The organism is Actinomycetospora sp. CA-101289, from assembly GCF_050955895.1.
In the GTDB taxonomy this organism is placed as follows: domain Bacteria; phylum Actinomycetota; class Actinomycetes; order Mycobacteriales; family Pseudonocardiaceae; genus Actinomycetospora.
On record NZ_CP192093.1, the window covers coordinates 4,045,635 to 4,068,976 of the forward strand.

24 protein-coding genes are annotated in these 23,342 nt (G+C 76.6%); 9 read left to right on the forward strand and 15 right to left on the reverse strand.

The features are described from left to right. Nucleotides 1-37: 37 nt before the first annotated feature. Nucleotides 38-601: a TetR/AcrR family transcriptional regulator gene (locus ACQPX6_RS20200; protein WP_433782216.1), complete on the forward strand. Its 564-nt coding sequence runs from the start codon at nt 38-40 to the stop codon at nt 599-601. 115 nt (nt 602-716) lie between these two features. Here the strand turns inward: ACQPX6_RS20200 and ACQPX6_RS20205 are convergent, their stop codons facing one another. The 3 genes from ACQPX6_RS20205 to sigJ are packed head-to-tail and all read right to left on the reverse strand — an operon-like array spanning nt 717 to nt 2,826. Continuing rightward, entirely contained in the window at nt 717-1,136 is a 420-nt protein-coding gene (locus tag ACQPX6_RS20205) for a hypothetical protein (RefSeq protein WP_433782217.1), read from the reverse strand. Continuing rightward, on the reverse strand, nt 1,133-1,867 hold the full coding sequence (locus ACQPX6_RS20210) for an SDR family oxidoreductase (protein WP_433782218.1): 735 nt from the start codon (nt 1,865-1,867) through the stop codon (nt 1,133-1,135). The genes ACQPX6_RS20205 and ACQPX6_RS20210 overlap by 4 nt, the downstream gene beginning before the upstream one ends. Next, entirely contained in the window at nt 1,864-2,826 is a 963-nt protein-coding gene (gene sigJ, locus ACQPX6_RS20215) for an RNA polymerase sigma factor SigJ (protein WP_433782219.1), read from the reverse strand. The genes ACQPX6_RS20210 and sigJ overlap by 4 nt, the downstream gene beginning before the upstream one ends. 61 nt (nt 2,827-2,887) lie before the next feature. Here sigJ and ACQPX6_RS20220 point away from each other — a divergent pair, with 61 nt between their 5' ends. From ACQPX6_RS20220 to ACQPX6_RS20230, 3 genes are all read left to right on the forward strand, one after another. Beyond that, on the forward strand, nt 2,888-3,346 hold the full coding sequence (locus ACQPX6_RS20220; RefSeq protein WP_433782220.1) for a MerR family transcriptional regulator: 459 nt from the start codon (nt 2,888-2,890) through the stop codon (nt 3,344-3,346). A 179-nt stretch (nt 3,347-3,525) separates the two neighbouring features. Then, complete coding sequence (locus tag ACQPX6_RS20225; protein WP_433782221.1) at nt 3,526-4,104, forward strand: hypothetical protein; 579 nt, start codon at nt 3,526-3,528, stop codon at nt 4,102-4,104. Nucleotides 4,105-4,147: 43 nt separating this feature from the next. Further along, nucleotides 4,148-5,083, forward strand: a complete 936-nt coding sequence (locus tag ACQPX6_RS20230; protein WP_433782222.1) for an EamA family transporter — start codon at nt 4,148-4,150, stop codon at nt 5,081-5,083. Nucleotides 5,084-5,125: 42 nt separating this feature from the next. On the opposite strand, the gene cobN is transcribed toward ACQPX6_RS20230, so the two are convergent. Next, nucleotides 5,126-8,734, reverse strand: coding sequence for a cobaltochelatase subunit CobN (cobN, locus tag ACQPX6_RS20235; protein WP_433782223.1), 3,609 nt, complete (start codon nt 8,732-8,734; stop codon nt 5,126-5,128). 147 nt (nt 8,735-8,881) lie between these two features. On the opposite strand from cobN, the gene ACQPX6_RS20240 reads away from it, so the two are divergent. Genes ACQPX6_RS20240 through ACQPX6_RS20250 form a run of 3 tightly spaced genes read left to right on the forward strand, consistent with a single transcriptional unit; the run spans nt 8,882 to nt 12,152 of the window. Beyond that, nucleotides 8,882-10,009 (forward strand): hypothetical protein, encoded by a 1,128-nt coding sequence (locus tag ACQPX6_RS20240; RefSeq protein WP_433782224.1) that lies wholly within the window; start codon nt 8,882-8,884, stop codon nt 10,007-10,009. Continuing rightward, nucleotides 10,006-10,665: a precorrin-8X methylmutase gene (locus ACQPX6_RS20245; protein ID WP_433782225.1), complete on the forward strand. Its 660-nt coding sequence runs from the start codon at nt 10,006-10,008 to the stop codon at nt 10,663-10,665. The genes ACQPX6_RS20240 and ACQPX6_RS20245 overlap by 4 nt, the downstream gene beginning before the upstream one ends. Next, nucleotides 10,662-12,152: a precorrin-2 C(20)-methyltransferase gene (locus tag ACQPX6_RS20250; RefSeq protein WP_433782226.1), complete on the forward strand. Its 1,491-nt coding sequence runs from the start codon at nt 10,662-10,664 to the stop codon at nt 12,150-12,152. The genes ACQPX6_RS20245 and ACQPX6_RS20250 overlap by 4 nt, the downstream gene beginning before the upstream one ends. Nucleotides 12,153-12,157: 5 nt before the next feature. Here ACQPX6_RS20250 and ACQPX6_RS20255 read toward each other — a convergent pair whose 3' ends face one another. From ACQPX6_RS20255 to ACQPX6_RS20265, 3 genes are read right to left on the reverse strand one after another with little or no spacing between them, the layout of a single operon-like run. Next, nucleotides 12,158-12,340, reverse strand: coding sequence for a hypothetical protein (locus ACQPX6_RS20255; protein ID WP_433782227.1), 183 nt, complete (start codon nt 12,338-12,340; stop codon nt 12,158-12,160). Nucleotides 12,341-12,353: 13 nt separating this feature from the next. Then, nucleotides 12,354-12,770, reverse strand: coding sequence for a hypothetical protein (locus ACQPX6_RS20260; RefSeq protein WP_433782228.1), 417 nt, complete (start codon nt 12,768-12,770; stop codon nt 12,354-12,356). Further along, nucleotides 12,767-13,123, reverse strand: coding sequence for a VOC family protein (locus ACQPX6_RS20265; protein WP_433782229.1), 357 nt, complete (start codon nt 13,121-13,123; stop codon nt 12,767-12,769). Before ACQPX6_RS20265 ends, ACQPX6_RS20260 begins: the two co-directional genes overlap by 4 nt. Nucleotides 13,124-13,220: 97 nt before the next feature. On the opposite strand from ACQPX6_RS20265, the gene ACQPX6_RS20270 reads away from it, so the two are divergent. Continuing rightward, on the forward strand, nt 13,221-16,010 hold the full coding sequence (locus tag ACQPX6_RS20270; RefSeq protein ID WP_433782230.1) for a DUF2232 domain-containing protein: 2,790 nt from the start codon (nt 13,221-13,223) through the stop codon (nt 16,008-16,010). Nucleotides 16,011-16,070: 60 nt separating this feature from the next. Here the strand turns inward: ACQPX6_RS20270 and ACQPX6_RS20275 are convergent, their stop codons facing one another. From ACQPX6_RS20275 to ACQPX6_RS20290, 4 genes are all read right to left on the reverse strand, one after another. Further along, nucleotides 16,071-16,778 (reverse strand): cobalt-precorrin-6A reductase, encoded by a 708-nt coding sequence (locus tag ACQPX6_RS20275; RefSeq protein ID WP_433782231.1) that lies wholly within the window; start codon nt 16,776-16,778, stop codon nt 16,071-16,073. 97 nt (nt 16,779-16,875) lie between these two features. Continuing rightward, nucleotides 16,876-17,619: a precorrin-4 C(11)-methyltransferase gene (gene cobM, locus ACQPX6_RS20280; protein WP_433782232.1), complete on the reverse strand. Its 744-nt coding sequence runs from the start codon at nt 17,617-17,619 to the stop codon at nt 16,876-16,878. Beyond that, nucleotides 17,616-18,818, reverse strand: a complete 1,203-nt coding sequence (gene cbiE, locus ACQPX6_RS20285; RefSeq protein ID WP_433782233.1) for a precorrin-6y C5,15-methyltransferase (decarboxylating) subunit CbiE — start codon at nt 18,816-18,818, stop codon at nt 17,616-17,618. The genes cobM and cbiE overlap by 4 nt, the downstream gene beginning before the upstream one ends. Nucleotides 18,819-18,869: 51 nt before the next feature. After that, the gene (locus tag ACQPX6_RS20290; RefSeq protein WP_433782234.1) at nt 18,870-19,649 is read right to left on the reverse strand and encodes a hypothetical protein; all 780 of its coding nucleotides are present in this window, start codon (nt 19,647-19,649) and stop codon (nt 18,870-18,872) included. 69 nt (nt 19,650-19,718) lie between these two features. On the opposite strand from ACQPX6_RS20290, the gene ACQPX6_RS20295 reads away from it, so the two are divergent. Next, on the forward strand, nt 19,719-20,375 hold the full coding sequence (locus tag ACQPX6_RS20295) for a VC0807 family protein (protein ID WP_433782235.1): 657 nt from the start codon (nt 19,719-19,721) through the stop codon (nt 20,373-20,375). Here ACQPX6_RS20295 and ACQPX6_RS20300 read toward each other — a convergent pair. The 4 genes from ACQPX6_RS20300 to ACQPX6_RS20315 form a co-directional block, all read right to left on the reverse strand. Beyond that, the gene (locus ACQPX6_RS20300; RefSeq protein ID WP_433782236.1) at nt 20,360-21,100 is read right to left on the reverse strand and encodes a hypothetical protein; all 741 of its coding nucleotides are present in this window, start codon (nt 21,098-21,100) and stop codon (nt 20,360-20,362) included. The genes ACQPX6_RS20295 and ACQPX6_RS20300 overlap by 16 nt on opposite strands. Nucleotides 21,101-21,129: 29 nt before the next feature. Further along, nucleotides 21,130-22,038 (reverse strand): oxidoreductase, encoded by a 909-nt coding sequence (locus ACQPX6_RS20305; protein WP_433782237.1) that lies wholly within the window; start codon nt 22,036-22,038, stop codon nt 21,130-21,132. A 52-nt stretch (nt 22,039-22,090) separates the two neighbouring features. After that, a complete protein-coding gene (locus ACQPX6_RS20310) occupies nt 22,091-22,819 on the reverse strand; it encodes an esterase/lipase family protein (RefSeq protein WP_433782238.1) in 729 nt (242 codons plus the stop codon). 62 nt (nt 22,820-22,881) lie between these two features. After that, nucleotides 22,882-23,244 (reverse strand): cupin domain-containing protein, encoded by a 363-nt coding sequence (locus ACQPX6_RS20315; protein ID WP_433782239.1) that lies wholly within the window; start codon nt 23,242-23,244, stop codon nt 22,882-22,884. Between the last annotated feature and the right edge of the window lie 98 nt (nt 23,245-23,342).

The window sequence follows — 23,342 nt, forward strand, 5'->3', positions numbered from 1 at the left end:
CTCTACGGCTGTAGAGGCGACGGCGGAAGGGGTGACGGTGGAGCGACGGGACGTCCTGGCCGACGCGGCGATCGCGGTGCTCGCGGACGCGGGCATGCGCGGGCTGACCCACCGCGCCGTCGACGCCGCAGCCGGGCTCGCCGAGGGCACGAGCTCGTACTACTTCCGCACCCGCGCGGCGCTCCTGCAGGCGTGCGTCGACCGGCTCGCGGCGCAGACCCTCACCGAGGTGCCCCGGGGCGGGAGCGGGCCGGGCAGCGTCGAGGCCCTGGTCGACGCGTCGGTCGCGGTGGTCGGGCGCTGGCTCACCGCCGACCGCGCGCGGCTGCTCGCGCGGTGGGAGCTCGCGCTGGAGTCGACCCGGCGCCCGGAGCTCGGGACGGCACTGCGTGACGCGGGCCGGCGGATCCGCGAGCGGGTGGCGGGCGCGCTGCACGGGCTCGGGATCGCCGACCCCGAGCGTCGCGCCGACGACCTCGTCGCCTGCCTCGACGGGCTGGCGTTCGACCAGCTCGCCGGCGCGGGACCGGACCGGGACGGGGCGGCGCTGCGCAGCGCGATCGCCGACGTCGTGCACGGCTTCACGGCGACGCCGGACTGAGCGACGCCGGGCTCGCCAGTTCGATCTCCCGGGAGTGTCACCAGCGCGGCCGGGGTCGTCGCTCACGCTCCCGACACCCTCGGGAGATCGACGTGGCGAGCTCCGGAGAGCCGGCTCACGTCCGCGCCGGGACCGGCCGCCGGTCCCGCGCGACGAGCACCAGGACCGCGACCGCCAGCACGATCTCGACGAGGAACCCGCCCTGCTGGGCCACCGCGTCGGCGTCCGGGAAGTGCTCGAGGTGCAGCGAGTGGAACACCGCGTGGGGCACGGTGAAGGTCAGGAACGCGGCCACGGCGGTGATCACCACCCGCCGGTCGCACCACCAGGCCGCCAGCCCCAGGGCCACGGCGAGCGCGAGCATGCCGGCGCCGGCGTCGCGCACGAGGTGCTCGTTGTAGGGCGGGAGCAGCGCGACCCAGGGCGTCCCGCCGTAGGGGAAGTCGGCGTAGAACGACGCCGGCACGACCAGCGCCCACCCGCCGGTGACGACCTGGGACGCCGCGAGAACCCCCAGCAGCACGCGCACGCTCACGACCGCACCCCCGCCCGCGCGGCGAGGAACTGCTCGAAGGTGCCGACGCCGTCCGCGTGGTCCGGCGCGAGGTGCGCGCCGTCGCGGAAGCCGCGCGCGATCGCCCCCGGCAGGCGCAGCGGCAGCACCGGGCGCCGCCGGCCGGTGGCGTGCGCCCACGTCCGCGCGAGGTCGGCCATCGCGCGGACCTCGGGGCCGCCGAGGTCCGTGGCCCGGCCCTGCGGCGGCCCGGCGACGACGTCGGCGAGGCGCGCGGCGACGTCGTCGACGGCGACCGGCTGGAACGAGGTCCCCGCGAGCACGGGCAGGACGCCGGCGCGGGCGGTGGTGGCGAACAGGGTCGCGAGCAGGTCGTGGAACTGGGTGGCGCGCAGGATCGTCGCGGGCAGCCCGGAGTCGGCGACGACGCGCTCGGCGCGCAGCTTCTCGCGGTAGTACGGCAGCGGGATCCGGTCGACGCCGACGATCGAGACGTAGACGAGGTGCGGGGTGCCGGCGCGCCGCGCGGCCGCGACGAGGCGCGCCGTGGCGTCGGCGTCGCCGCGCGGGGCGGTCGCGCAGTGCACGATCACCGAGACGCCGGCGACGGCGTCGTCGAGGCCCTCGCCGGTGCGCAGGTCCCCCACGACGCGCCCCGGGCCCGCGCGGCGGCTGAGCACACGCGGCTGTTCGAGGCGGGCGACGAGCGCGCCGCCGAGGTTCCCGGTCCCTCCGGTCACGAGCACGGTCACGGTCGCCTCCCGGGTCCGCGGGCACCGCGGTGGCGCCCGTCAGGGGATCGACCGGACAGCTCCCCGGAACGTGACAGCTGGTCGGCGAGGAAGGCGAGCTTGTCGGGGTTGCGCAGGATGCGGACGGTCCCGACGGTCCCGACTCTCCCGCCGGCGGGCTCGACCGTGAGGACACCGTCCAGCGCGTCGCCCTCGAACGACAGGGCCGCCGGCGCGCCGTTGACCTCGGCGGCCGCCCCGCGCCCCCGGAACCGCCCGGGCCCGAGGACGCCCAGCAGGAAGCGGGCGACGGCGTCGCGGCCGCGGATCGGGCGGCGGGCCGCGGTGACCTTGCCGCCGCCGTCGGACCACACGGTGACGTCCTCGGCGAGCAGGGACTCGAGGCCGGCGAGGTCCCCCTCGCGGGCGGCGGCGACGAACCGGCGCAGCAGCGGGCCGACGTCGGCGGTGGTCGGCGTATGGGGCTCGGTCGCGAGGTGGCGCCGGGCGCGCGTGTGCAGCTGGCGCGACCCGGCCTCGCTGACGTCGAGGACGGCGGCGACCTCGGCGTGGCTGTGCCCGAAGGCCTCGCGCAGCACGTAGACCGCGCGCTCGGGCGGGGTCAGGCGCTCGAGGGTCGTGAGCAGCGCCAGTGACACCGACTCGCGCTCCTCGACCGTCGCGGCCGGGCCCGTCGCGGGGTCCGTGGTGAGGATGGGTTCGGGCAGCCAGGGCCCGACGTAGGTCTCGCGGCGGGCGCGCGCGGAGTCGAGGCGGTTGAGGCACAGGCGCGTGACCACGGTCGTCAGCCAGGCCGCGGGGTTGTCGACCGCGTCGCCGTGGCCGGCCCAGCGCAGCCAGGCGTCCTGCACCACGTCCTCGGCGTCGTGGGCGGACCCGAGCATCCGGTAGGCGAGCCCGAAGAGCCGGGGCCGCTGGGCGGTGAAGGTGTGGGTGGCCGCCGACGGATCCGTGCTCACGGCGGGCATTCTGCCGGGACGGGTTGCCTTCGAGTGCGCTCGAAGTCCTACGGTCGGCGGTGTGAGCGTGACGACCGACCGTCTGCGGGACCTGCTCGAGACGACGCGGGGCGACCTGCCGCCGCTCACCACGGAGCTGATCCGCGACCTCGACCTGCCCGAGCTCCTGCCCATCGCGGACGTGGCCGCGCTGACCGGGATCACCGCCCACACGCTGCGGTACTACGAGCGGATCGGGCTGGTCGACGTGGCCCGCGACGCGTCGGGTCGGCGCTCCTACGACCGCGACGCCGTCGGCCGGGTCGTGTTCATCACGCGCCTGCGCGACTCGGACATGCCGATCGCGGCCATCGGGCGGTACATGGAGATGGTCAGGCAGGGCCCGGACACCGAGCCCGAGCGCCTGGCCCTGCTCGAGGCGCACCGCGCCGACATCGTGAACCGGCTGCGCGCGCTCGAGACCGCCCTGGCCGTCGTCGACTACAAGATCACGACGTACGGCGGCGCCTGCGGGTCGTGAGGCCCTGACCCACTTTCCCAAGAATTGTTCAAGGGCTCCCGTGAATCGTGGAAAGAATGGGTGCCGCGCTGGCGTCCCGGAAATCGTCGGCTAATCTCCGCAGCATCACGGCGCGGTCACGCTCCCCCGCTCCCCGACCGGGCCGTCGAGGGAGGTGACCCCGCACCGTGACCACTGTCGTGCCCAGGACCGCCCGACCCGCTCCGCAGCAGGTGACCGCCGTGCTCGGCGTCGCCCTCGGAGCCGTCGGCGCCGCCGTGCTCGGCGCGCACGGCGGGGACGTGACGCTCCCCGACGCCGGCGCCACCACCGCCGACCTGCACCTGCTCGCCGGCCACACGGCGGCGCCGGCGGTCACCACCACGCCCGTCGAGGCCACCTCGGCGGCGGCCACGGTGCCCGAGCTGGTCAAGGCCGGCCGCCACCGGCAGAAGATCGAGGACGCGATCACGAGCTTCGAGTCGCGCATCGGCACCACGCGCTACGAGGGCTACTGCGAGCGCGCGGTCGAGAACGCGTTCGGCACCCAGGGCCACTACGGCAGCGCCCGCCAGGACTGGCGGTCCCAGGAGCAGCACCGCGACTGGCGCCACGCCCCCCGGGGCGCGATGGTCTTCTACGACACCTCGTCCAACGCCCACGTCGCCCTGAGCCTCGGCGACGGGCGCGTCGTGTCGTCGAGCGCGCACGGCCGGGTCGGCATCGTCCCGATCGACCACTTCCGCCGCCCGCTGGGCTGGGCCTACGCCCCGTACTGAGGCGCTTGCCCGCCCGGCCCGCGGGCTGTTCTGATCACCGATCATGGGCGCGCACCGGACGTCGGCCCGCACCGCGCCCGGCCTCGCGATCGCCCTGCTCTCGGGGTTCGCGTTCGGGCTCGCCGGGCCGTTCGCGGCCTCGCTGCTGGCCGCGGGCTGGTCGCCCCTCGCGGTCGCGCTGGGCCGGCTGGCGGGGACGGCGGTGCTGCTCGTGGTGCCGCTGGGGGTCGTCGTCGCCCGCGGCTGGCGGCCGCGCGCCGGGCACCTCCGCGCCGTCGCCGTCTACGGGCTCGTGCCGCTGGCCGGGGCGCAGGTCTGCTACTTCAGCGCGGTCGGGCGCCTGTCGGTCGGCGTCGCCCTGCTCATCGAGTACACCGCGCCGGTCCTGCTGCTCGCGTGGACCTGGGCCCGGACCGCCGCGCAACCGCGGCCGGCGACGCTGCTGGGGGCGGGCCTCGCGATCGCGGGCCTCGTGCTGGTCCTCGACGTCGGGCGGGGCGCGGCGGTCGACGTCATCGGCGTGCTCTGGGGGCTGGCGGCGGCGGTGTGCCTGGCGGCGTACTTCCACCTCTCGGCGGGCGCGTCCGAGGTCGACGGCCCACCGGGGATCGTGCTCGTGGCGGGCGGCGCGCTGGTGGGCAGCGCGGTCGTGGTGCTCGTCGGCGTCGTGGGCCTGCTGCCGCTGCGGGCGACGACGGCGCCGATCGACCTCGCCGGCGCGACGGCGCCGTGGTGGGTCGGCGTGGTGCTCGTGGCGGCGCTGTCGACGGCGCTGGCGTACCTCACGGGCATCGCCGCCGTCGGCCGCCTGGGGTCGCGGCTGGCGTCGTTCGTCGGGCTCAGCGAGGTGCTGTTCGCCGTGCTCGGCGCGTGGTGGCTGGTGGCCCAGCGCCCGACTCTCACCCAGGTCACCGGCGGCGCGCTCGTCGTCGCCGCCATCGCCCTCATCCGCTGGGCCGAGGTGCCTGTCGGCATGTGAGCACCTCTTGGTGCTGCAGCACCAAGAGGTGCTCACGTGCCGCTAGGCACCCTCCGCGTCCCCCTCCGCCTCGAGGAACGCGTCACGCAGCGCCGAGACCGTCGCCGGGTCGGGCTCGGCCCACAGACCCCGGTCGACGGCCTCGAGCAGGCGCTCCGCCATCCCGTGCAGCGCCCACGGGTTGGCCTCGCGCAGGAACGCGCGGTTCTCGGGGTCGAGCACGTAGTTCTCGGTCAGCGACCCGTACATCCAGTCGCTGACCGTCCCCGCCGTCGCGTCCCAGCCGAACAGGTAGTCGACGGTCGCGGCCATCTCGAACGCGCCCTTGTAGCCGTGGCGGCGCATCGCGGCCATCCAGCGCGGGTTGACGACGCGCGAGCGGAACACCCGCGCGGTCTCCTCGATCAGCGAGCGCGTCTTCACGTTCTCGGGCCGCGTCGAGTCGCCGACGTACGCCGCCGGCGCGGCCCCCGTCAGCGCGCGGACCGTGGCGATCATGCCGCCGTGGTACTGGTAGTAGTCGTCCGAGTCGGCGATGTCGTGCTCGCGGGTGTCGATGTTCTTCGCCGCCACCGCGATCCGCCGGTACGCCGCGCGCATCTCGTCGACCGCCGACTCGCCCTGGCGCCCGCGTCCGTACGCGTGCCCGCCCCACGTCGTGTAGATCTCGGCGAGGTCGGCGTCGCCGCGCCAGTCGCGCGAGTCCATCGCCTGCAGCAGCCCCGCCCCGTAGGCGCCGGGGGGCGAGCCGAAGATCCGGGTGGTCGCCTGGGTCCAGCTCGAGCCAGAGGTCACGTCCGCTCGCGCGTGCGCCGCGACGAAGTTGTCCTCGTCGGCCTCCTCGAGCCCGGCCACCAGCTGCACCGCGTCGTCCATCGTCGCCACGACGTGCGGGAACGCGTCGCGGAAGAACCCGGAGATGCGCAGCACGACGTCCACGCGCGGCCGCTGCAGCTCGTCGGCGGAGACCACCTCGAGCCCCGTCACCCGCCGCGACGCCTCGTCCCACACCGGCCGCACGCCCATCAGCGCGAGCGCCTCGGCGACGTCGTCGCCGCTGGTCCGCATCGCCGCGGTCCCCCACAGCGACAGGCCCACCGAGGTCGGCCACTCGCCGTCGTGGTCCTCGCGGTAGCGCTCGAGCAGCGAGTCGGCGAGCATCTGGCCGGTCTCCCAGGCCAGCCGCGACGGGACCGCGCGCGGGTCGATCGAGTAGAAGTTCCGCCCGGTCGGCAGGACGTTGACCAGCCCGCGCAGCGGCGACCCGCTCGGTCCCGCCTCGACGTGCCCGCCGTCGAGGGCGTGCAGGACGCCGGTGATCTCGTCGGTGGTCCTGTTCAGCCGCGGCACGACCTCGGTCGCGGCGAAGGTCAGGATGTCGGTGACGACCGCGTGCTCGGTGCCCAGCACCTCGAGCGTCACGTCGGGCGCGTCGGCGATCGACCAGGCCCGCTTCTCCATGCCCAGCACCAGCGAGTGCGCGGTCTCCTCGAAGCGGTCGGTGTCGGCGCGCGAGGTCGACCCGTCCTCGACCATCCCGAGCGCCTCGCGCAGCCCGGGCAGCGAGTTCGTCCCCGACCACAGCTGCCGCGCCCGCAGCACCGCGAGCACCATGTCGACGCGCTCCTGCCCGCCGGGCGCCTGCCCGAGCACGTGCAGGCCGTCGCGGATCTGGGCGTCCTTGATCTCGCAGAGCCAGCCGTCGAGGTGCATGACGAAGTCGTCGAAGCGCTCGTCCTCGGGCTGGTCGGAGACCCCGAGGTCGCTGTCGAGCTTCGCGGCCTGGATGAGCTGCCAGATCTGGCCGCGGATCGCGGTGATCTTGCCGGGGTCCATGACCTGGATCGAGGCGTACTCGTCGAGCAGCTGCTCGAGCCGGGCGAGGTCGCCGTACGACTCGGCGCGCGCCATCGGCGGGACGAGGTGGTCGACGAGCGTCGCGTGCGCCCGGCGCTTGGCCTGGGTGCCCTCGCCCGGGTCGTTGACGAGGAACGGGTAGACCAGCGGCAGGTCGCCGAGGATCGGGTCGGGCGCGCAGGAGGCCGAGAGGGCCGCGGTCTTGCCGGGCAGCCACTCGAGGTTGCCGTGCTTGCCGACGTGCACCAGCGCGTGCGCCCCGAACGTCGCCTGCAGCCACCGGTAGGCCGCGAGGTAGTGGTGCGAGGGCGGCAGGTCGGGGTCGTGGTAGATCGCGATCGGGTTCTCGCCGAAGCCGCGGGGCGGCTGCATCATCACGACGACGTTGTCGCGCTGGAGGGCGGCGACGGTGATCGCGCCGTCGTGGATGAACATCGAACCGGGTGCCGCGCCCCAGTGCTCCTCGACGCCCGCGCGGAAGTCCTCGGGCAGGGACGCGAACCAGGCGGTGTACTCGTCGACGGGCACGCGCGCGGGGTTCGCGGCGAGCTGCTCCTCGGTGAGCCAGTCCTGGTCGTAGCCGCCGGCGGCGATGAGGGCGCGGATGAGCAGGTCGCCCTCGCCCTCGGCGAGACCGGGGACGTCGCCGATCGTGTAGCCGGACTCCTTCATCGCGGCCAGCAGGCGCACCACCGACGCCGGGGTGTCCAGGCCGACCGCGTTGCCGATGCGCGCGTGCTTGGTCGGGTAGGCGGAGAGGACCAGCGCGATCCTCTTGTCGACGTTCGGGACGTGGCGCAGCCGGGCGTGGCCCACCGCGAGCCCGGCGACGCGCGCCGCCCGGTCGGGGTCGGCGACGTAGACGGGCAGCCCGTCGGCGTCGGTCTCCTTGAAGCTGAACGGCACGGTGATGATGCGGCCGTCGAACTCCGGGACGGCCACCTGGTTCGCGGCGTCCAGGGGGCTCACGCCGTCGTCGTCGCCGAGCCACTCCTCGCGGCTGCGCGTGAGGCACAGGGCCTGCAGGATCGGGACGTCGAGGGCGGCGAGCGCCCCGGTGTCCCAGCTCTCGTCGTCCTGGCCCGCGCTGGCCGCCGCGGGACGCGACCCGCCGGCCGCGAGCACGGTGGTCACGAGCACGTCGGCCTGCCGGAGCACCGCGACCAGCCCGTCGTCGGGGCTGCGCAGCGAGGAGCAGAACACGGGCTCGGGCACCCCGCCGGCGTCGACCACCGCGCGGCACAGGGCGTCGACGAACGCGGTGTTGCCGGCCATGTGGTGCGCGCGGTAGTAGACGACGGCGACGCGGGGGCCGGTGCCGGCCGGGTGCTCCCAGCCGTCGAGGCGGCCCCAGGTCGGCATCTCGGCGGGCGGGTCGAAGCCGTGGCCGGTGAGCAGGACGGTGTCGGAGAGGAAGTGGTGCAGCTGCGCCAGGTTCTCCGGGCCGCCCTGCGCGAGGTAGAGGTGCGCCTGCGTCGCGACGCCGACCGGCACCGTCGACGACTCCATGAGCTGCGCGTCCGGGCTCTGCTCGCCGCCGAGCACGACGACGGGGCGCGGCTGCGACGGCGCGAGGAGCGCGTCGAGCCCGTCCTCCCACGCCTGGCGGCCGCCGAGCAGGCGCACGACGACGAGGTCGACGCCGTCGAGCAGGGCGTCCAGCTCGTCCCCGACCGCGACGCGCGAGGGGTTCGCCCACCGCCACGCCCTATCGGCGTGCTCCGTTCCTTGCCCCGGGGCGCTCGCGCGCGCCGAGCGCAGGTCGGTGTCGGACGTCGACAGCAGCAACAGCACCGGCGCTCCCGGGGATCGGTGGTCGGGCGACGGCTGGACCTACTGCCGCCTGATCATCTGATGAGACATCGTGACACGGGCGCACCGGGCGGGACGAGGCTCGCGGCGCTCTCACATCTGAGCATCTGACTAGATAGTGTGACGACGATGCCCGCCGACCACCGCCCCGACGGCGCCCGCCAGCGTACGGCGGTGACGGCACCGTCGACGGCGCGCACCGTCCCCGACGCCTGCCCGGGCGCCTGGCGACGCCACGACGCGGCCGACGGGGCGCTCGCGCGCTTCCGGCCCGTCGGCGGGGCGGTGGGCGCGGACGAGCTGCGGGCGCTGTCGCGGGCCGCGGCCGGTGGCGGGTCGCCGCTGGAGCTCACCTCGCGGGGATCGCTGCAGGTCCGCGGCCTGACCGTCGACGCCGCCGACGTGCTGGCCGAGGAGCTGCGGGCGCTCTCGTCCGGCCCGGCGTCGCTCCTGGACGCGCAGGGCCGCGACCTGCCGTGCAGCGTCGTCGCCTCCCCCGGCGCGGGGCGGCTCGACGACGCCGCGGCCGCCCTCGCCGACGCCCTGCGCGGGCGCACCGACGTCCCCGGGCGCCTGCTCGTCGCCCTCGACGACGGCACGGGCGACGTGGCCGGGCTCGACGCGGACGTGACCGTGGTGGACGGCGCGCTCACCCTCGCCGGCACCCCCACCGGGCGAACCGGCGACCCCGCCGACCTGGCCCTCGCCGCCCTCGAGGCCTTCCTCGAGGTGCGCGACGGCGCCTGGCGCGTGGCCGAGGTGGGCGCCGACCGGGTGCTGGGTGCGCTCCGCGCATGTGAGCACTTCTCGGTGCCCGAGCACCGAGAAGTGCTCACGTGGCCGGAGGCCACCCCCCGGCTCGGCGAGATCGACACGGCCACGGCGGCGGTGCTCGCCGACCTCGCCGACGCCGGCGCCGCCCTGCGCGTCACGCCCTGGCGCACGGTCGTCCTGCGCGACCTCGCCGACCCCGACGCCGCGCTCGCGCGCCTCGACGGGCTCGTCGAGACCGGGCCGTCGCCCTGGTCGACGCTCTCGGCCTGCGTCGGCGCGCCCCGGTGCGCCCGCTCGCACACCGACGTCCGCGGCGACCTCGTGCGCGCCGTGGCCGCCGGGCGCGCCGGCGGGCTGCTGCCCGCGCACTGGGTCGGGTGCTCGCGCGCCTGCGGCACGCCGGCCGGGCCGGTGGCCGTGGTCGAGGGCACGCCCGGCGGCACCTATCGCACGATCGTCCGAGCAGGGAGGGTGACCCCGTGAGCGCCGGTCCCACGCAGAGATCCGCCGTCCCCTCCTACATCGCGGACGGGCCGGAGATCTACCGGCGGTCCTTCGCGATCATCCGGGACGAGGCCGACCTGTCCCACCTGCCCGAGGACGCCCACGACGTCGTCGTCCGCATGATCCACTCGTGCGGGATGGTCGACCTCGCCGCCGACACCGAGGTCTCCCCCGGCGCCGTCGCCGCCGCCCAGCAAGCCCTGAACGCCGGCGCCCCCGTGCTCTGCGACGCCCAGATGGTCGCCAGCGGCATCACGCGACGCTTCCTGCCCGCCGCCAACGACGTCGTCTGCACGCTCAACGCCCCCGAGGTCCCCGCCCGCGCCGCAGCGATGGGCACCACCCGCAGCGCCGCCGCCCTCGAGCTGTGGCGCCCCCTGCTCGACGGCGCCGTGGTGGCCATCGGCAACGCGCCCACCGCCCTGTTCCGCCTGCTCGAGATGATCGAGGAGGGCGCCCCGCGGCCCGCGGTGGTGCTCGGCCTGCCCGTCGGGTTCGTCGGGGCCATGGAGTCGAAGGCGGCGCTCGTCGGGCACCCGGCCGGCCTCGAGCACGTCGTCGTCCACGGCCGCCGGGGTGGGTCGGCGATGACGGTCGGGGCGGTCAACGCGCTGGCGCTGGGGTGCAGCGCGTGACCGGCACCCTCTACGGCGTCGGCGTCGGCCCCGGCGACCCCTCGCTCATGACGGTCCGCGCCGTCGACCTCGTGCGAGGCGCCGACGTCGTCGCCTACCACTGCGCGCGCCACGGCCGGTCGAACGCGCGCGCCGTCGTCGCGCAGTACCTCGGCACGCAGGTCGAGGAGCAGCTCACCTACCCGGTGACCACGGAGCAGACCGACGACTACCAGGCCCGCCTCGACGCCTTCTACGCCGACGCCGCGGCCCGCCTCACCGCGCACCTCGACGCCGGGCGCGACGTCGTGGTGATCGCCGAGGGCGACCCGTTCTTCTACGGCTCCTACATGCACCTCCACAAGCGCCTCGCCGACCGCTACCCCACCGAGGTCGTCCCCGGCGTGACGTCGGTGTCGGCCGCCGCCGCCGCGCTCGGACGGCCCCTGGTGGAGCGCGACGAGGTGCTCACCGTCCTTCCCGGCACGCTGCCCCCCGACGAGCTCGCCGCCCGCCTCGCGCAGACCGACGCGGCCGCGGTGATGAAGCTCGGCCGCACGTTCACCGGGGTCCGCGCCGCGCTGGCCACCTCGGGGCGGCTCGACGAGGCGCACTACGTCGAGCGCGCGTCGACCGACGCGCAACGCATCGCCCCGCTCGCCGACGTCGAGCCCGGCTCGGTGCCCTACTTCGCGGTGGCCCTCGTGCCCTCGCGGGTGCACGCCGACTCGACGCCGACCGCCCGCGCCGAGACCGCCGCCGCCCTCGTCGGTCGCGAGACCGGCGACGTCACGGTCGTCGGCCTGGGCCCCGGCGCCCGCGACCGGCTGACCCCCGAGGCCGCGGCCGCCCTGGCCGTCGCCGACGACGTCGTCGGCTACGCCACCTACACCGCGCGCGTGCCCCCGAACCCCCGCCAGCGCATACACGCCTCGGACAACAAGGTCGAGTCCGAGCGGGCCGCGTTCGCCCTGGACCTGGCGCGGTCCGGGCGCCGGGTCGCGGTCGTGTCGTCGGGCGACCCGGGGGTGTTCGCGATGGCGTCGGCGGTGGTCGAGGTCGCCGCCGCCGACTACCCCGACGTCGCCGTGCACGTGGTCCCCGGGGTGTCGGCCGCCCAGGCGGTGGCCGCCCGCGTCGGCGCCCCGCTGGGCCACGACTACGCGATGATCTCGCTGTCCGACCGGCTCAAGCCGTGGGACGTCGTGGAGCGCCGGCTGGCCGCGGTGGCCGACGCCGACATGGCCGTCGCGATCTACAACCCGGCGTCGCGGTCGCGGACCTGGCAGGTCGAGGCGGCGCGCGAGGTGCTGCTGAAGTACCGCGACCCCTCGACGCCGGTGGTGATCGGGCGCGACGTCGACGGGCCGGAGGAGTCGGTGCGCGTGGTGCGCCTGGCCGACCTCGACGCGGCCGAGGTGGACATGCGCACCCTGCTCATCGTCGGCGCGTCGACGTCGCGCTGGCCGGCGCCGGGCGTCGTCTACACGCCGCGGCGCTACAGCTGACGCTCTCAGTCGCCCTCGAGCGGGACCCAGCTCCACGACTCGTCCGGCCGCTCCCGACCGACGAGGCGCCCGCACGTCGGACAGAACAGCTCGTAGGCCGACAGGTACTCGTTGCCCGAGTCCCAGCCGGTGACGACCCACGCGTGCTGCCGTCCGCCCAGGCACAACCACTGCTCGTCACCGGCCATGACCGCGATGGTGTCAGGCGACCTGGGCCAGCGTCGCGGACTCGGCGGGCCGGTACTCCCAGACGTCGAACGGCAGCTCCCCGATCGACGCGAACAGCTCCCCCATCCCGGCCTGCATCGCCTCGGGCGACGCCCACACCGAGATCGCGACGATGCGCGAGCCGTCGGGCTCCTCGAACGCGCCGATCTCGTCGAGCCCCACGATGTGCGCGGACGTCTCGCGGATGACGCCCATCGCGGCGAGCATGTCGTCGCGGTGCTCGGGCTTGGGGAAGTGGACGACCTGGAACAGGACACGGGACACGGGTTCTCCTCGGGACGGGCCGGAGCAGGGCGGGGACGGGCGGGACGGGACGAGCCGGCGGGCGCTCTCGAGCGCCGCGCCCCACAGCGCGACGAGGACGCGGCGCCCCGAGAGCTCGGCGGTCATGCCCAGAGGCCGACGGGGTTGCCGTCGGGGTCGGCGACGACCGCGATGCGCCCGTAGCCCCCGGGCAGCTCCATCGGCGGGGCGAGCGTGTCGGCGCCCAGCTCGCCGGCGCGGGCCAGCTGACCCTCCAGGTCGTCGACGCGCACGTAGATCTTGACCCCGGTGTCGCCGGGCGCCTGCGAGGGCCCGATGCCGCCGCCGACGGCGTCCGGGCCGGCGCCGGTGTCGACCATCGCGTAGCCCTCCATGTCGGGGTCGGCCTCGGCCGTCCACCCGAAGAGCGCGGTGTAGAAGTCCCGGATCTTCTCGGGCGACGTGCTGGTGATCTCGAAGTACGCGACGGGCTGGCCCATGGTGACCTCCTCGGTCTGTTCGGTAGTGCTTACGTTAGCGACTACTTTCGTCAGCGTCAACGCACGGGGCGGGTTTGGGGCCGGGCATACTCGGTCCGTGCGGCGCTTCCGCCGGTCGTCCCCTCGCCGGCCCCTCGACGCGGTCGAGCTCGCGGAGGCCGCGGCCCTCGGCGACCTCGTGGCCGTCGTCTGCGTCCTGACGCGGCTCTTCCCCGTCGGCCCGATCGGCACGGTGATCGCCGCGTTCCCCGCGGCCGTGCTCGCCCTCCGCCGGCCCGGGCGGGCGGGGCCGATCGGGGTGCTCGTCGCGATCGTCGTGGCGTTCCTCGTCGGCGGCGTCGGCCCCGCGGGCGGCGCGGCGTCGGCGGCGTCGCTGGGCTGCCTGATCGGGGTGGGGGCACGCCGCGGCTGGTCGACGCTGCGCACCGCCCTCACCGGCGTCGTCGTGCTCGCCGTGCCGACCTCGATGTTTGCGACCGCCGTGCTCGCCGTCCTCGCGGCGTACCGGGAGCTGGTGCTCGACCAGCTGCGAACCTCCTGGGGCGGCCTGTCCCGGGTGCTGCGCTCCGCCGGGGTCCCGGACGCCGTCGTGGCCGCCGGCGACCGCGCGGTCCTGCTCGTCACCGACTACTGGTGGGTGTCGATCCCCGCCCTCGCGGTCGTCGGGACGCTGGGCGGGGTGGCGGTCGCCGCGCTCGTGCTCGGCCGGCCGCTGCACACGGTGCAGCGCCTCCTGCCCACCGACCTCGCCGGACGCCTGCCCGTCGGGCGCACCGGCCAGGCCGTGGCCCCACTGCCCCTGCACCTGCGCGGGGTCACCCTGCCCTCCGGGCCGCCGGTGGACCTCGACCTGGAGGCCGGCCGGTTCGTGGCGGTGACCGGGCCGAACGGCGCCGGGAAGTCGACGCTCGCGCGGGTGGTCGCCGGTCGCGCGCCCGAGGGCGGCACCGCGGAGCGCCCCGGCGACGCGGGGCTCGGCGTCGTCGGCGGCACCGGCATGGTCTTCCAGCGCCCCGACAGCCAGGTGCTCGGCGTGCGTGTGGCCGACGACCTGCGCTGGGGCCTGCCGCCCGGGCACCCCGTGCCCGTCGACGAGCTGCTCGCCCGCGTCGGGCTGGAGGGCGCCGGCGACCGCGACACCGCGACGCTCTCGGGCGGCGAGCTGCAGCGCCTGGCCGTCGCGGCCCTGCTCGCGCGCCGCCCCGCGGTGATGATCAGCGATGAGGCCACCGCGATGCTCGACCCCGAGGGGCGCACCGAGGTCACCGACCTGCTGCGCAGCCTCGCGCACACCGACGGCGTCGCGGTCGTGCACATCACCCACCACGACCCCGGCGAGACCGACACGACCCTGGCGCTGCCCGGTGCCGAGGGCGGCCGCGGGGTGCGGCACGCGCCGTGGGGACCGCCGCGCCCGGCCGCGGGCGGCGCGCTGCGCCTGCGCGGGGTCGACGTCGTCCACGACGCGGGCACCCCGTGGCGGCGCCCGGTGCTCACCGGGGTCGACCTCGACATCCCGCCCGGGCGCACGATCCTCGTCACCGGCCCCAACGGCGCGGGCAAGACGAGCCTCGCGTGGCTGCTCGCGGGGCTCGCCACGCCGGCCCGCGGCACCGCGACGCTCGACGGCGCCCCGCTGCGCAACGGCCGCGACGGCGCGCTGCTCGCGGTCCAGCACGCCCGGCCGGCGCTGCTGCGCCCGACGGTGGGCGAGGAGGTCGAGGACGCCGCCGGCATCGGGCCGCGCACCGCCGACGCGACCCTCGCCGCGCTGGGCCTCGACCCCGCGATCTACCGCGACCGGCCCGTCGACGAGCTCAGCGGCGGCGAGCAGCGCCGCGTCCTGCTCGCGGGCCTGCTGGGCGCCGGGCCGCGGGTCCTGGTGCTCGACGAGCCGCTCGCCGGGCTCGACACCGACGCCGCCGCGGCCGTGCGCGACGCCCTGCGCGCCGCCCGGGCCGCGGGCACCACGCTGGTCGTCGTCACCCACGACACCGCGCCGCTGGAGGACCTCGGCGACGCCGTCCTGCACGTCGACGAGGGCACGGTGCACGGGCCGCCGGAGATCGTCGGGGCGTCGGCGACGGAGACCGGCGAGCGGGAACGCCGGCCGCGCGGAGCGGTCGGGGCGGTGCGCACGCTGCCCGGCCCGTCGCCGCTGCACCGGGTGTGGGCGGGCACGAAGATCGCGGCGCTGGTGGCGACGGCGGCGGCGCTGGCGATCGACCCGGCCTGGCCGACGCTCGGAGCCGCCGTGGTCGTGCTGCTGGTCGGGGCGGTCGCGGCGCGGCTGCCCCGCGGCGCGGTGCCCCGCCCGCCGAAGTGGCTGCTGCTCTGGGCGCCGGCGATCGTGTTCTCGACGCTGAGCACGCGCCCGCCGCTGCTCGAGGTGCTCGGCACCGAACTGAGCATCGGCGGACTGGAGCGCGTGGTGCTCTTCCTCGCCACGACCCTGGTGTCCCTGCTCGGCGCGGCCCTGCTGATCGCGACGACCCCGCTCGGCGCGTTCCCGCCGCTGCTCGAGCGCCTGGTGCGGGTCGGGCGGCGCCTGCGTCTGCCGTTGGCGACGCCCGCGACGGCGATCGCGCTGGGCCTGCGCCTGGTCCCGCTGCTGCTCGCCGAGGGGCGCACGTCCTGGCTGCTGCTGGGCCAGCGCCGCACCGTGGGCCGCGCGGTGACCCCGTTCCGCGAGCAGGTGCGCCTGGCCGTGCGCACCGCGATGCTCGCCTGCGCCATGGCCACCCGCCGGGCCGCCGAGACGGGCGAGGCGATCACCGCCCGCGGCGGCCCCGGCGCCGTCGCCGGCCCCGACCAGCGCCCGGGGCGCGCCGACCTCGTCGTGGTCCTCGTCGTCGCCGCGATCCTCGCGGTGGGGGTGGTGGTCTAGGGGCTCCCCAGTGTCAGCGGAGCGGCTCCGCTGACGTTGAGTGTCCGTATCTCCGCTCCGTCACAGGCGCGCGAGGACCTCGTCGACGCCGGTGACCACGTCCACCCCGGGCGGCAGGGGCGGGCGGTCGACGAGCACCACCGGCACCCCGCGCTCGCGCGCCGCCACGAGCTTCGCCTCCGTCGCCCCGCCCGAGTCCTTGGCGACGACCAGCGTGATCCCGTGCCGCTCGAGCAGCGCGCGCTCGTCGCTCAGCGCGAACGGCCCCCGCGCGAGGACGAGCTCCGCGCGCACCGGCAGCACCGCAGGCGCCTCGATCGCCCGCACCAGGAACCACGCGTCGACGTCGACGAACGCCTCGACCCCCTGCCGGCCGGTCGCGAGCAGCACCCGCGCGCCGGCGGGGACCGCCGAGGCCGCCGCCGTCAGCGAGCCGACCCGCGTCCACCGGTCCCCCGGGCCCGCCGTCCACCCGGGGCGGCGCAGCACGACCAGCGGCGTCCCGGTCCGCCCCGCCGCGATCGCTGCGTGCTCGGTCATCGTGGCGGCGAAGGGGTGCGTGGCGTCGATGACGACGTCGACCTCGCCCAGCGCCGCGGCCAGGCCGTCGACCCCGCCGAAGCCGCCCGTGCGGACCTCGCCCGCCGGCAGGCGCGGGTGCCGTGTCCGCCCCGCGAGGGACGTCGTGACGTCGTGACCGTCGTCCGCCAGCCGCGAGGCCAGCTCGCGCGCCTCCCCGGTCCCGCCGAGGACGAGGACGCGGGTCACGGGAGGCCCGCGACGTTCCGCCGGCGGGCGCCCTTCGCCGGCCTCTCCGTGCGAAGGTGCCCTTCGCTCAGTTCGGGCCCGCGCGCAACCGGCCCCCTCACGACCGGGCGCGCGCGGCCGAGTACAGGTGCGAGTCGCACCCCGCCCCGCTCCCGACCACCGGCCCCACGACGATCACCGCCGTCCGGCGCACCCCGGCCGCCTCGACCTGCTCGACGATGTCGGCCAGCGTCCCGCGCAGCACCACCTCGTCCTCGCGTGACGCCCGGGCCACCACGGCGACGGGGCAGTCCGCCCCGCGCGCCGGGAGCAGCGCCGCGACCACCTCCGCGCAGCGCTGGACGGCGAGGTGCAGCACGAGCGTCCCGCCCGCCGCCGCCCACACGTCGAGCGACTCCCCCGGCGGCATCGGCGTCGCGTTGGCGGCGTCGCGGGTCAGCACCACCGACTGGCCGACACCGGGCACGGTCAGCTCCGTGCGCAGCGCGGCGGCCGCTGCGGCGAACGCCGGCACCCCGGGCACGATCTCCCACGGGACGCCGGCCTCGTCCAGGCGGCGCGTCTGCTCGGCGACCGCCGAGAACACCGCAGGGTCGCCCGAGCACAGGCGCGCGACGTCGTGCCCGGCCTCGTGGGCCTCCACCAGCTCGGCGGTGATCTCCTCGAGGGTCATGCGGGCGGTGTCCACGCGCCGGGCGCCCGGCGGGCACTGCGCCAGCAGCTCCTCGGGCACCAGCGAGCCCGCGTAGAGGCACACGGGGCTCGTGGCCAGCGCGCGCAGCCCGCGCACGGTGATGAGGTCGGGCGCGCCGGGCCCGGCGCCGACGAAGCGGACGGTCATCCGGGGTCCTTCCGGTGGATCAGCTGGGTCACGCCGGCGAGCGCCCGCCAGCCCGCGAAGCGTCCGACGGGCTCGGCGCGCTGCACCGCGATCCGCCGCAGGGCACCCCCGTGCTCGCCGCGGAACGCCGCGAGCGCCGCCTCGCCCTCGACGGTGACGGCGTTGGCCACGAGCCGCCCGCCGGGGCACAGGGCGTCGCGGGCGGTCGCGAGCATCCCGGGCTCCGTGACCCCGCCGCCCACGAACACCGCGTCCGGCGGGTCCAGCCCCGCCAGCGCGCCGGGCGCCCGCCCGACGACCACGCGCAGCCCCGGCACGCCCAGGGCCGCGGCGTTGGCGGCGATGCCGGCGGCGCGGTCCTCGCGCACCTCGACGCTGACCGCCCGGCACGTGGGGTGGTGACGCATCCACTCGATGCCGACGCTGCCCGCCCCGCCGCCGACGTCCCACAGCAGCGCGCCGGGGGCCGGGCGCAGCGCGGCCACCGACAGCGCCCGCATCTCGGCCTTCGTCAGCTGGCCGTCGTGGTCGTAGGCGTCGTCGGGCAGCCCGGGCGCGCGCCCGAGCAAGGGGTCCGCCGGCGCGGGCGGGCAGGTCACGGCGACGACGGCCAGCGGGTCGCCCGGCGGGTGCGCCCAGCTCGCGGCCCGCCCGTCGACGCGGCTCTCCGACGGCGCCCCCAGCGACGCCAGCACGGTCAGCGCGGCGTCCCCGTACCCCCACGCCGTCAGCGCCGCGGCCAGCGCGCCCGGGGCGTCGCCGTCCGGGACGAGCACCAGCAGGCGGCGACGCGGCGCCAGCGCGGCCCGCACGGCGGCCGGCGGCCGGCCGACGGTGCTGAGCACCTCGACGTCCTGCACCGCCCAGCCCAGGCGCGCGCACGCCAGCGACACCGACGACGGGGCGGGCAGCACGGTGGCCCCGGGAGCGCGGGCGAGCACCGCCGGCCCGATGCCGTGGAACGTCGGGTCGCCGCTGGCCAGCACCACGAGGTCACGGTCGGCGTGCTCGGCGAGCAGGCCCGGCAGCGCCGGCATCAGCGGGGACGGCCAGGTGACGGGGGTGGCGGCCAGCTCCGGGAGCAGGTCCAGCTGGCGGGGCGCGCCCAGCACGACGTCGGCGGCCTCGAGCGCGTGGCGCGCCGGCGCGCCCAGCCCGGGCCACCCCTCGGCGCCGATGCCGACCACGGTCACGCTCACCGCGACACCTCATCACGACCCGCGGCGCGGCAGGCCGACGAGGGAGGCTCGTCACGCGCCGTGGGCGGCGGCGCGGGCGTCGAGGTAGGTCCGGACCGGCGAGGACCACCGGACGGCGAGGGCCCCGAGGTCGGCGCGCAGCGCGTCGGCGGGCCAGCCGGGCGGGCGCAGCGCGGGCGGCAGACCGGGGTCGCGCAGGAGGTCGACGGTTGCCCGGTTGGTGAGCGCGGCGAGGCGGCGCAGCGTGTCGGCGGTGGCGGGCGGGTCGTCGGTCTCGGCGAGCGCGGCGCGGACCGCGACGTGGTGGACGCGCAGGTCGTCGGCCAGCGCGCCCAGGTCCCACGCCGTGGCCGCGGCGCCCGCGAGGTCGTCGTCGGCGAGCACGAGGCGGGCGTGGCGGACCGCGGCGCCGGCGGGCACCGGCCCCAGCGCGGCGTCGAGGTCGGCCCCGCGGTCGGCGACGGCGATCAACACCCCGGGCTGCACCGACCCGTAGCCGAGCAGGCCGGCGACGCGGCGCAGCCGGTCGCGGAAGGCCCGTTCGCGCTCGGGGACGTGGTGCAGCACGGCGTGGAAGCGCCCGTCCCACGCCGGCGGCGACCGCGGCGGGGCGCGCACCGCGGCCACCTGCGCCGCGATCGCCCCGACGAGCCGGTGGTGGGTGCGACGCCCCTCGCGGCGGCCGGCGAGCTGGCCGCGGTCCCGCATGCGGGCGAACAGCTGGCGTGCCGCGGCCGGCGTCAGCCCGAGCTCCCCGAGCAGCTCGACGAGCAGGGCACCGGGCAGCTCGTCGCGCCCCGAGACCCCGAACAGGAACGCGACGAGACCCACGGTCGGACTCCGACGCGGTACGCTCCCGTTCACGCTCGTGAACCCTATCGTCATACGTGAGGACGGTCAGTGGCCAAGCTCCTGCCGTGGGTGCTGACGGCCCTGCTCAGCATCGCCGCGCCGATCGTGGTCTACGACGTGGCCACCGACCACGGGGTCACCGAGGTCGGCGCCCTGCTGCTCGGCACGGTCGGCCCGCTGCTCGAGATGGTGATCACGGCGGTGTGGCGCCGGCGGCTCGACGAGTTCAGCACGGTCGTGCTGGTCTTCCTGGTGCTCGGCGTCGTCGCGGCGCTGTTCTTCGACGACCCGCGGCTGGTGCTGCTCAAGGAGTCCGCGGTGACGGGGCTCTTCGGCCTCGTCCTGCTGGTCACGGTGCCCACCTCGCGGCCCCTGATGTTCCTGTTCGGCCGGCGCTTCGCCACGGGCGGCGACCCCGCACGCGTGGCGTGGTGGAACGGGCTCTGGGCGTACCCGGGGTTCCGGCGCACCCAGCGCGGCCTGACCCTGATGTGGGGCGCCACGTTCGTCGTCGAGGCCGTCGTCCGGGCCGTGCTGACCTACCGGCTCCCGGTGGCCACGATGGTGGTCGTCAACGCCGTCGCGCCGCCCGTGGTGATCGCGGTCCTCGTCGTGGCGACGGTCGTGTGGGCGCGCCGGTCGCGGCGCGCGGGCGAGGCGCGCTCGGCCGCGGCGGGCACGCCGGTGGCTCAGGCGCCGGCGTAGCGCAGCCCGGAGACGCTGAGCACCACGCGGCCGCGGTCGTCGCGCAGCAGCGCGCGCCCGCTGCGCAGGCGCCGCCCGCCGTGCTCGAGCTCGGCCTCGGCGTGCACGGTGCGCCCGTCGGCGGGCACGGGGCGCAGGAACGCCGCGCTCGCCTCGTCCGCGGGGCCCTCGAGCACCTCGGCGAGGGCGCGCGCGGGCAGCGACGCCAGCGCCCCGCCCTGGACGACGGCCGCGGTGTTCACCGCCTGCTCGTGGGGCGCGACGGCGTCGCGGACCAGCGCGTCGACCGTGAGCGGCGACGGCGCCCACGACGGCACCTCGACGCCGTAGCCCGCGGCCACCTCGTCGGCGAGCACGGCGTTGCGCCCGTGGGCGCGGGCGACGGTCCGGCCCGCGTCGTCGGTGATCACCGCGGTGCTCAGGGCGACCTCGGGGAGCCGGTCGTCGAGGCACCCGACGGCGTGCAGCGTGGCGCCGCGGATGTCGCGGGTCAGCACGTGCAGGGTCAGGCGCAGCGTGGTGATCCGCTGGCCGGCGTCGAGCGTGCCGGTGACGGCGAGGCCGGAGGCGAAGTCGCCGAGCAGCCAGAGCGCGGCGTCGGGTTCACCGTCGGGTGCGGGCAGGACCGTGTCGGCGCGCCCGGGCTCGATCGCGGTCAGCCGGGCGTGGACGGCGGCGTGGACCGGCGCGAGCGGGACGTCGTCGGCGACGACCCGGCGCAGCACCGCCAGCGGCGCCTCGCCGGCGGGCGTGCTCAGGGCCGCGCGCCGGAGCGGATGCGCGGCGTGACGCCGGTGAGCTCCGCGGCGAGGTCCCAGAGCCGGGCCTGCACCTCGCGGTCGTGCGAGGCCGCCGTCGAGCCGACCGGCACCGGCGGACCGGAGATCTCCTGGAAGCCGCTCGGGCCGATGTAGGTGCCGCCGGGCAGGTCGGGCATCGTCGCCGCGTAGAGGGTGGGCTGCGCGCCCATCGCCGGGCCCTGGGCGATGACCTTGTTGAGCACGCCCATCGCGAAGTCCTGCACGGACTCGGTGCGGCTCTGGAGGTTGGTGGCGCTGTAGCCGGGGTGCGCGGCCATCGAGCGCAGCGGCGACTCGGCGGCGACGAACCGGTGCTCGAGCTCGTAGGCGAACATGAGGTCGGCGAGCTTCGACTGCCCGTAGGCGAACCAGCGCTGGTAGCGGCGGCGCCGCCAGTTGAGGTCGTCGAGGTTGATGCTGCCCATGCGGTGCGCGGCGCTCGACAGGGTCACGACGCGGTCGGTGAGCACGTCGAGCAGCAGGCCGGTGAGGGCGAAGTGGCCGAGGAAGTTCGTGCCGACCTGCATCTCGAAGCCGTCGGCGGTGCGCCGCTCGGGGATCGCCATGAGGCCGGCGTTGTTGATGAGCACGTCGACCGGGCCGTCGAGGTCGGCGGCGAACGCGCGCACCGAGGACAGGTCGGCGAGGTCCAGGCGGCGCACCTCGGTGCTCCCCCGCGCCCCGTCGCTGATCGCGGTGGCCGCCTGCGCGCCCTTGTCGGTGTCGCGCACCGCCATCACGACGTGGGCGCCGGCGCGGACGAGCTCGCGGGCGGCCTCGAGGCCGATGCCCGAGTTCGCGCCGGTGATCACGAACGTCCGTCCGGACTGGTCGCCGATGTCGTCGGGGATCCACGCAGCCATGGAGGCTCGGTGCCCTTCCGGCGCGTGCCCCAAACGGCGGCCCGAACGGCGGTCAGTCGCGGGCGAGGACCTCGGCCAGGTGGCGGTAGACCTGCACGTTGTGGCCGAGCCCGATGTGGCTGCCGGTGACCTCGCGGCTCTCCGCGCCCTCGGGCCGGCACGCCGAGGGCCGCACGATCCCGTCCTGGCGGCTCCAGATCGCGACGACGGGCGGCGTCGCGGGCCGGGCGAGGTCGGCGCCGAACGGGCAGGGGCAGCGCACCGTCAGGCAGTGCGGGCGGTGGGGACGCACCAGGTTCTGCGCGAGGCGCGCCCCGCTGACCGCCGCGAGCGTGAGCACCGAGGCGTCGAGCTGGGCGCCCAGCGGGCTGCCGAGGGCCACGACGCGGCGCACGAGCTCGGGGCGGCGCGCGGCGAGGGCGCGGGCGAGCAGGCCGCCGCGGCTGTGCCCGACGAGGGACACCGGGGCGCCGGTGCGATCGGCCACCGCGGCGAGGCGGCGGTCGAGGCGGCGGACGGCGGCCTCGGAGCAGTCGACGTTCCAGGTGATGCCCGAGCGGTAGGACCGGTAGCCGATGCGCCGGAGCCACTCGTGCAGGGCGGTGAGCGTGAGGTCGCCGGCGAGGAACCCCGGCACGAGCAGGACGGGCGCGCCGTCGCCGTGCGGGACGTCGTCGCCGCGCCAGGTGGCGCTGAGGAGCAGGTGCGCCAGCTCCAGGTGCACCCGCGCCTCGCCCAGCGGGTGACCCCACCAGCGCACCGGCGGCGGGAGTTCGACCACGCCCCGACCCTATGTGAGCGGACTTCGGGGCTATAGGCCCAAGGATCGCTCACATATCGGCCTCAGCCGCGGGCGTAGGTCTCCGCCGTCTTGGTCTCGAACTCGAGGCCGACGACGGTCTCGTCGCCCACGACCCACGCGTCGTGGCCGGGCTCGAGCCGGTAGGTCTCCCCCGCCGAGATGTCCGCCTCGGTGCCGTCGTCCGCGACGATGTGCAGGCGCCCGGATGCGAGGTAGCCGAGGTGCGGGGCCTGGCAGCTCTGCCCGCCGACCACCGGCCGGATGCACTCCGACCACCGCCAGCCGGGCTGCAGGGTGAGGCGGGCGACCGTCGCGTCGCCCAGCTGCACGACCTCGAGGGTCGTCTTGTCCGGGGCGCGTGTCTCGTCGGGCTCGGACATGTTCCGGTGCTCGATCGCGGGCATCGTGGGCTCCTCTGCGGCTCCTGTTCTCCCGGACGGACTCCTGACGCCGCCACGGGCCGCTCAGTGTGACGGCGTCGGCGGTCGCGAGCGCCGGGAGC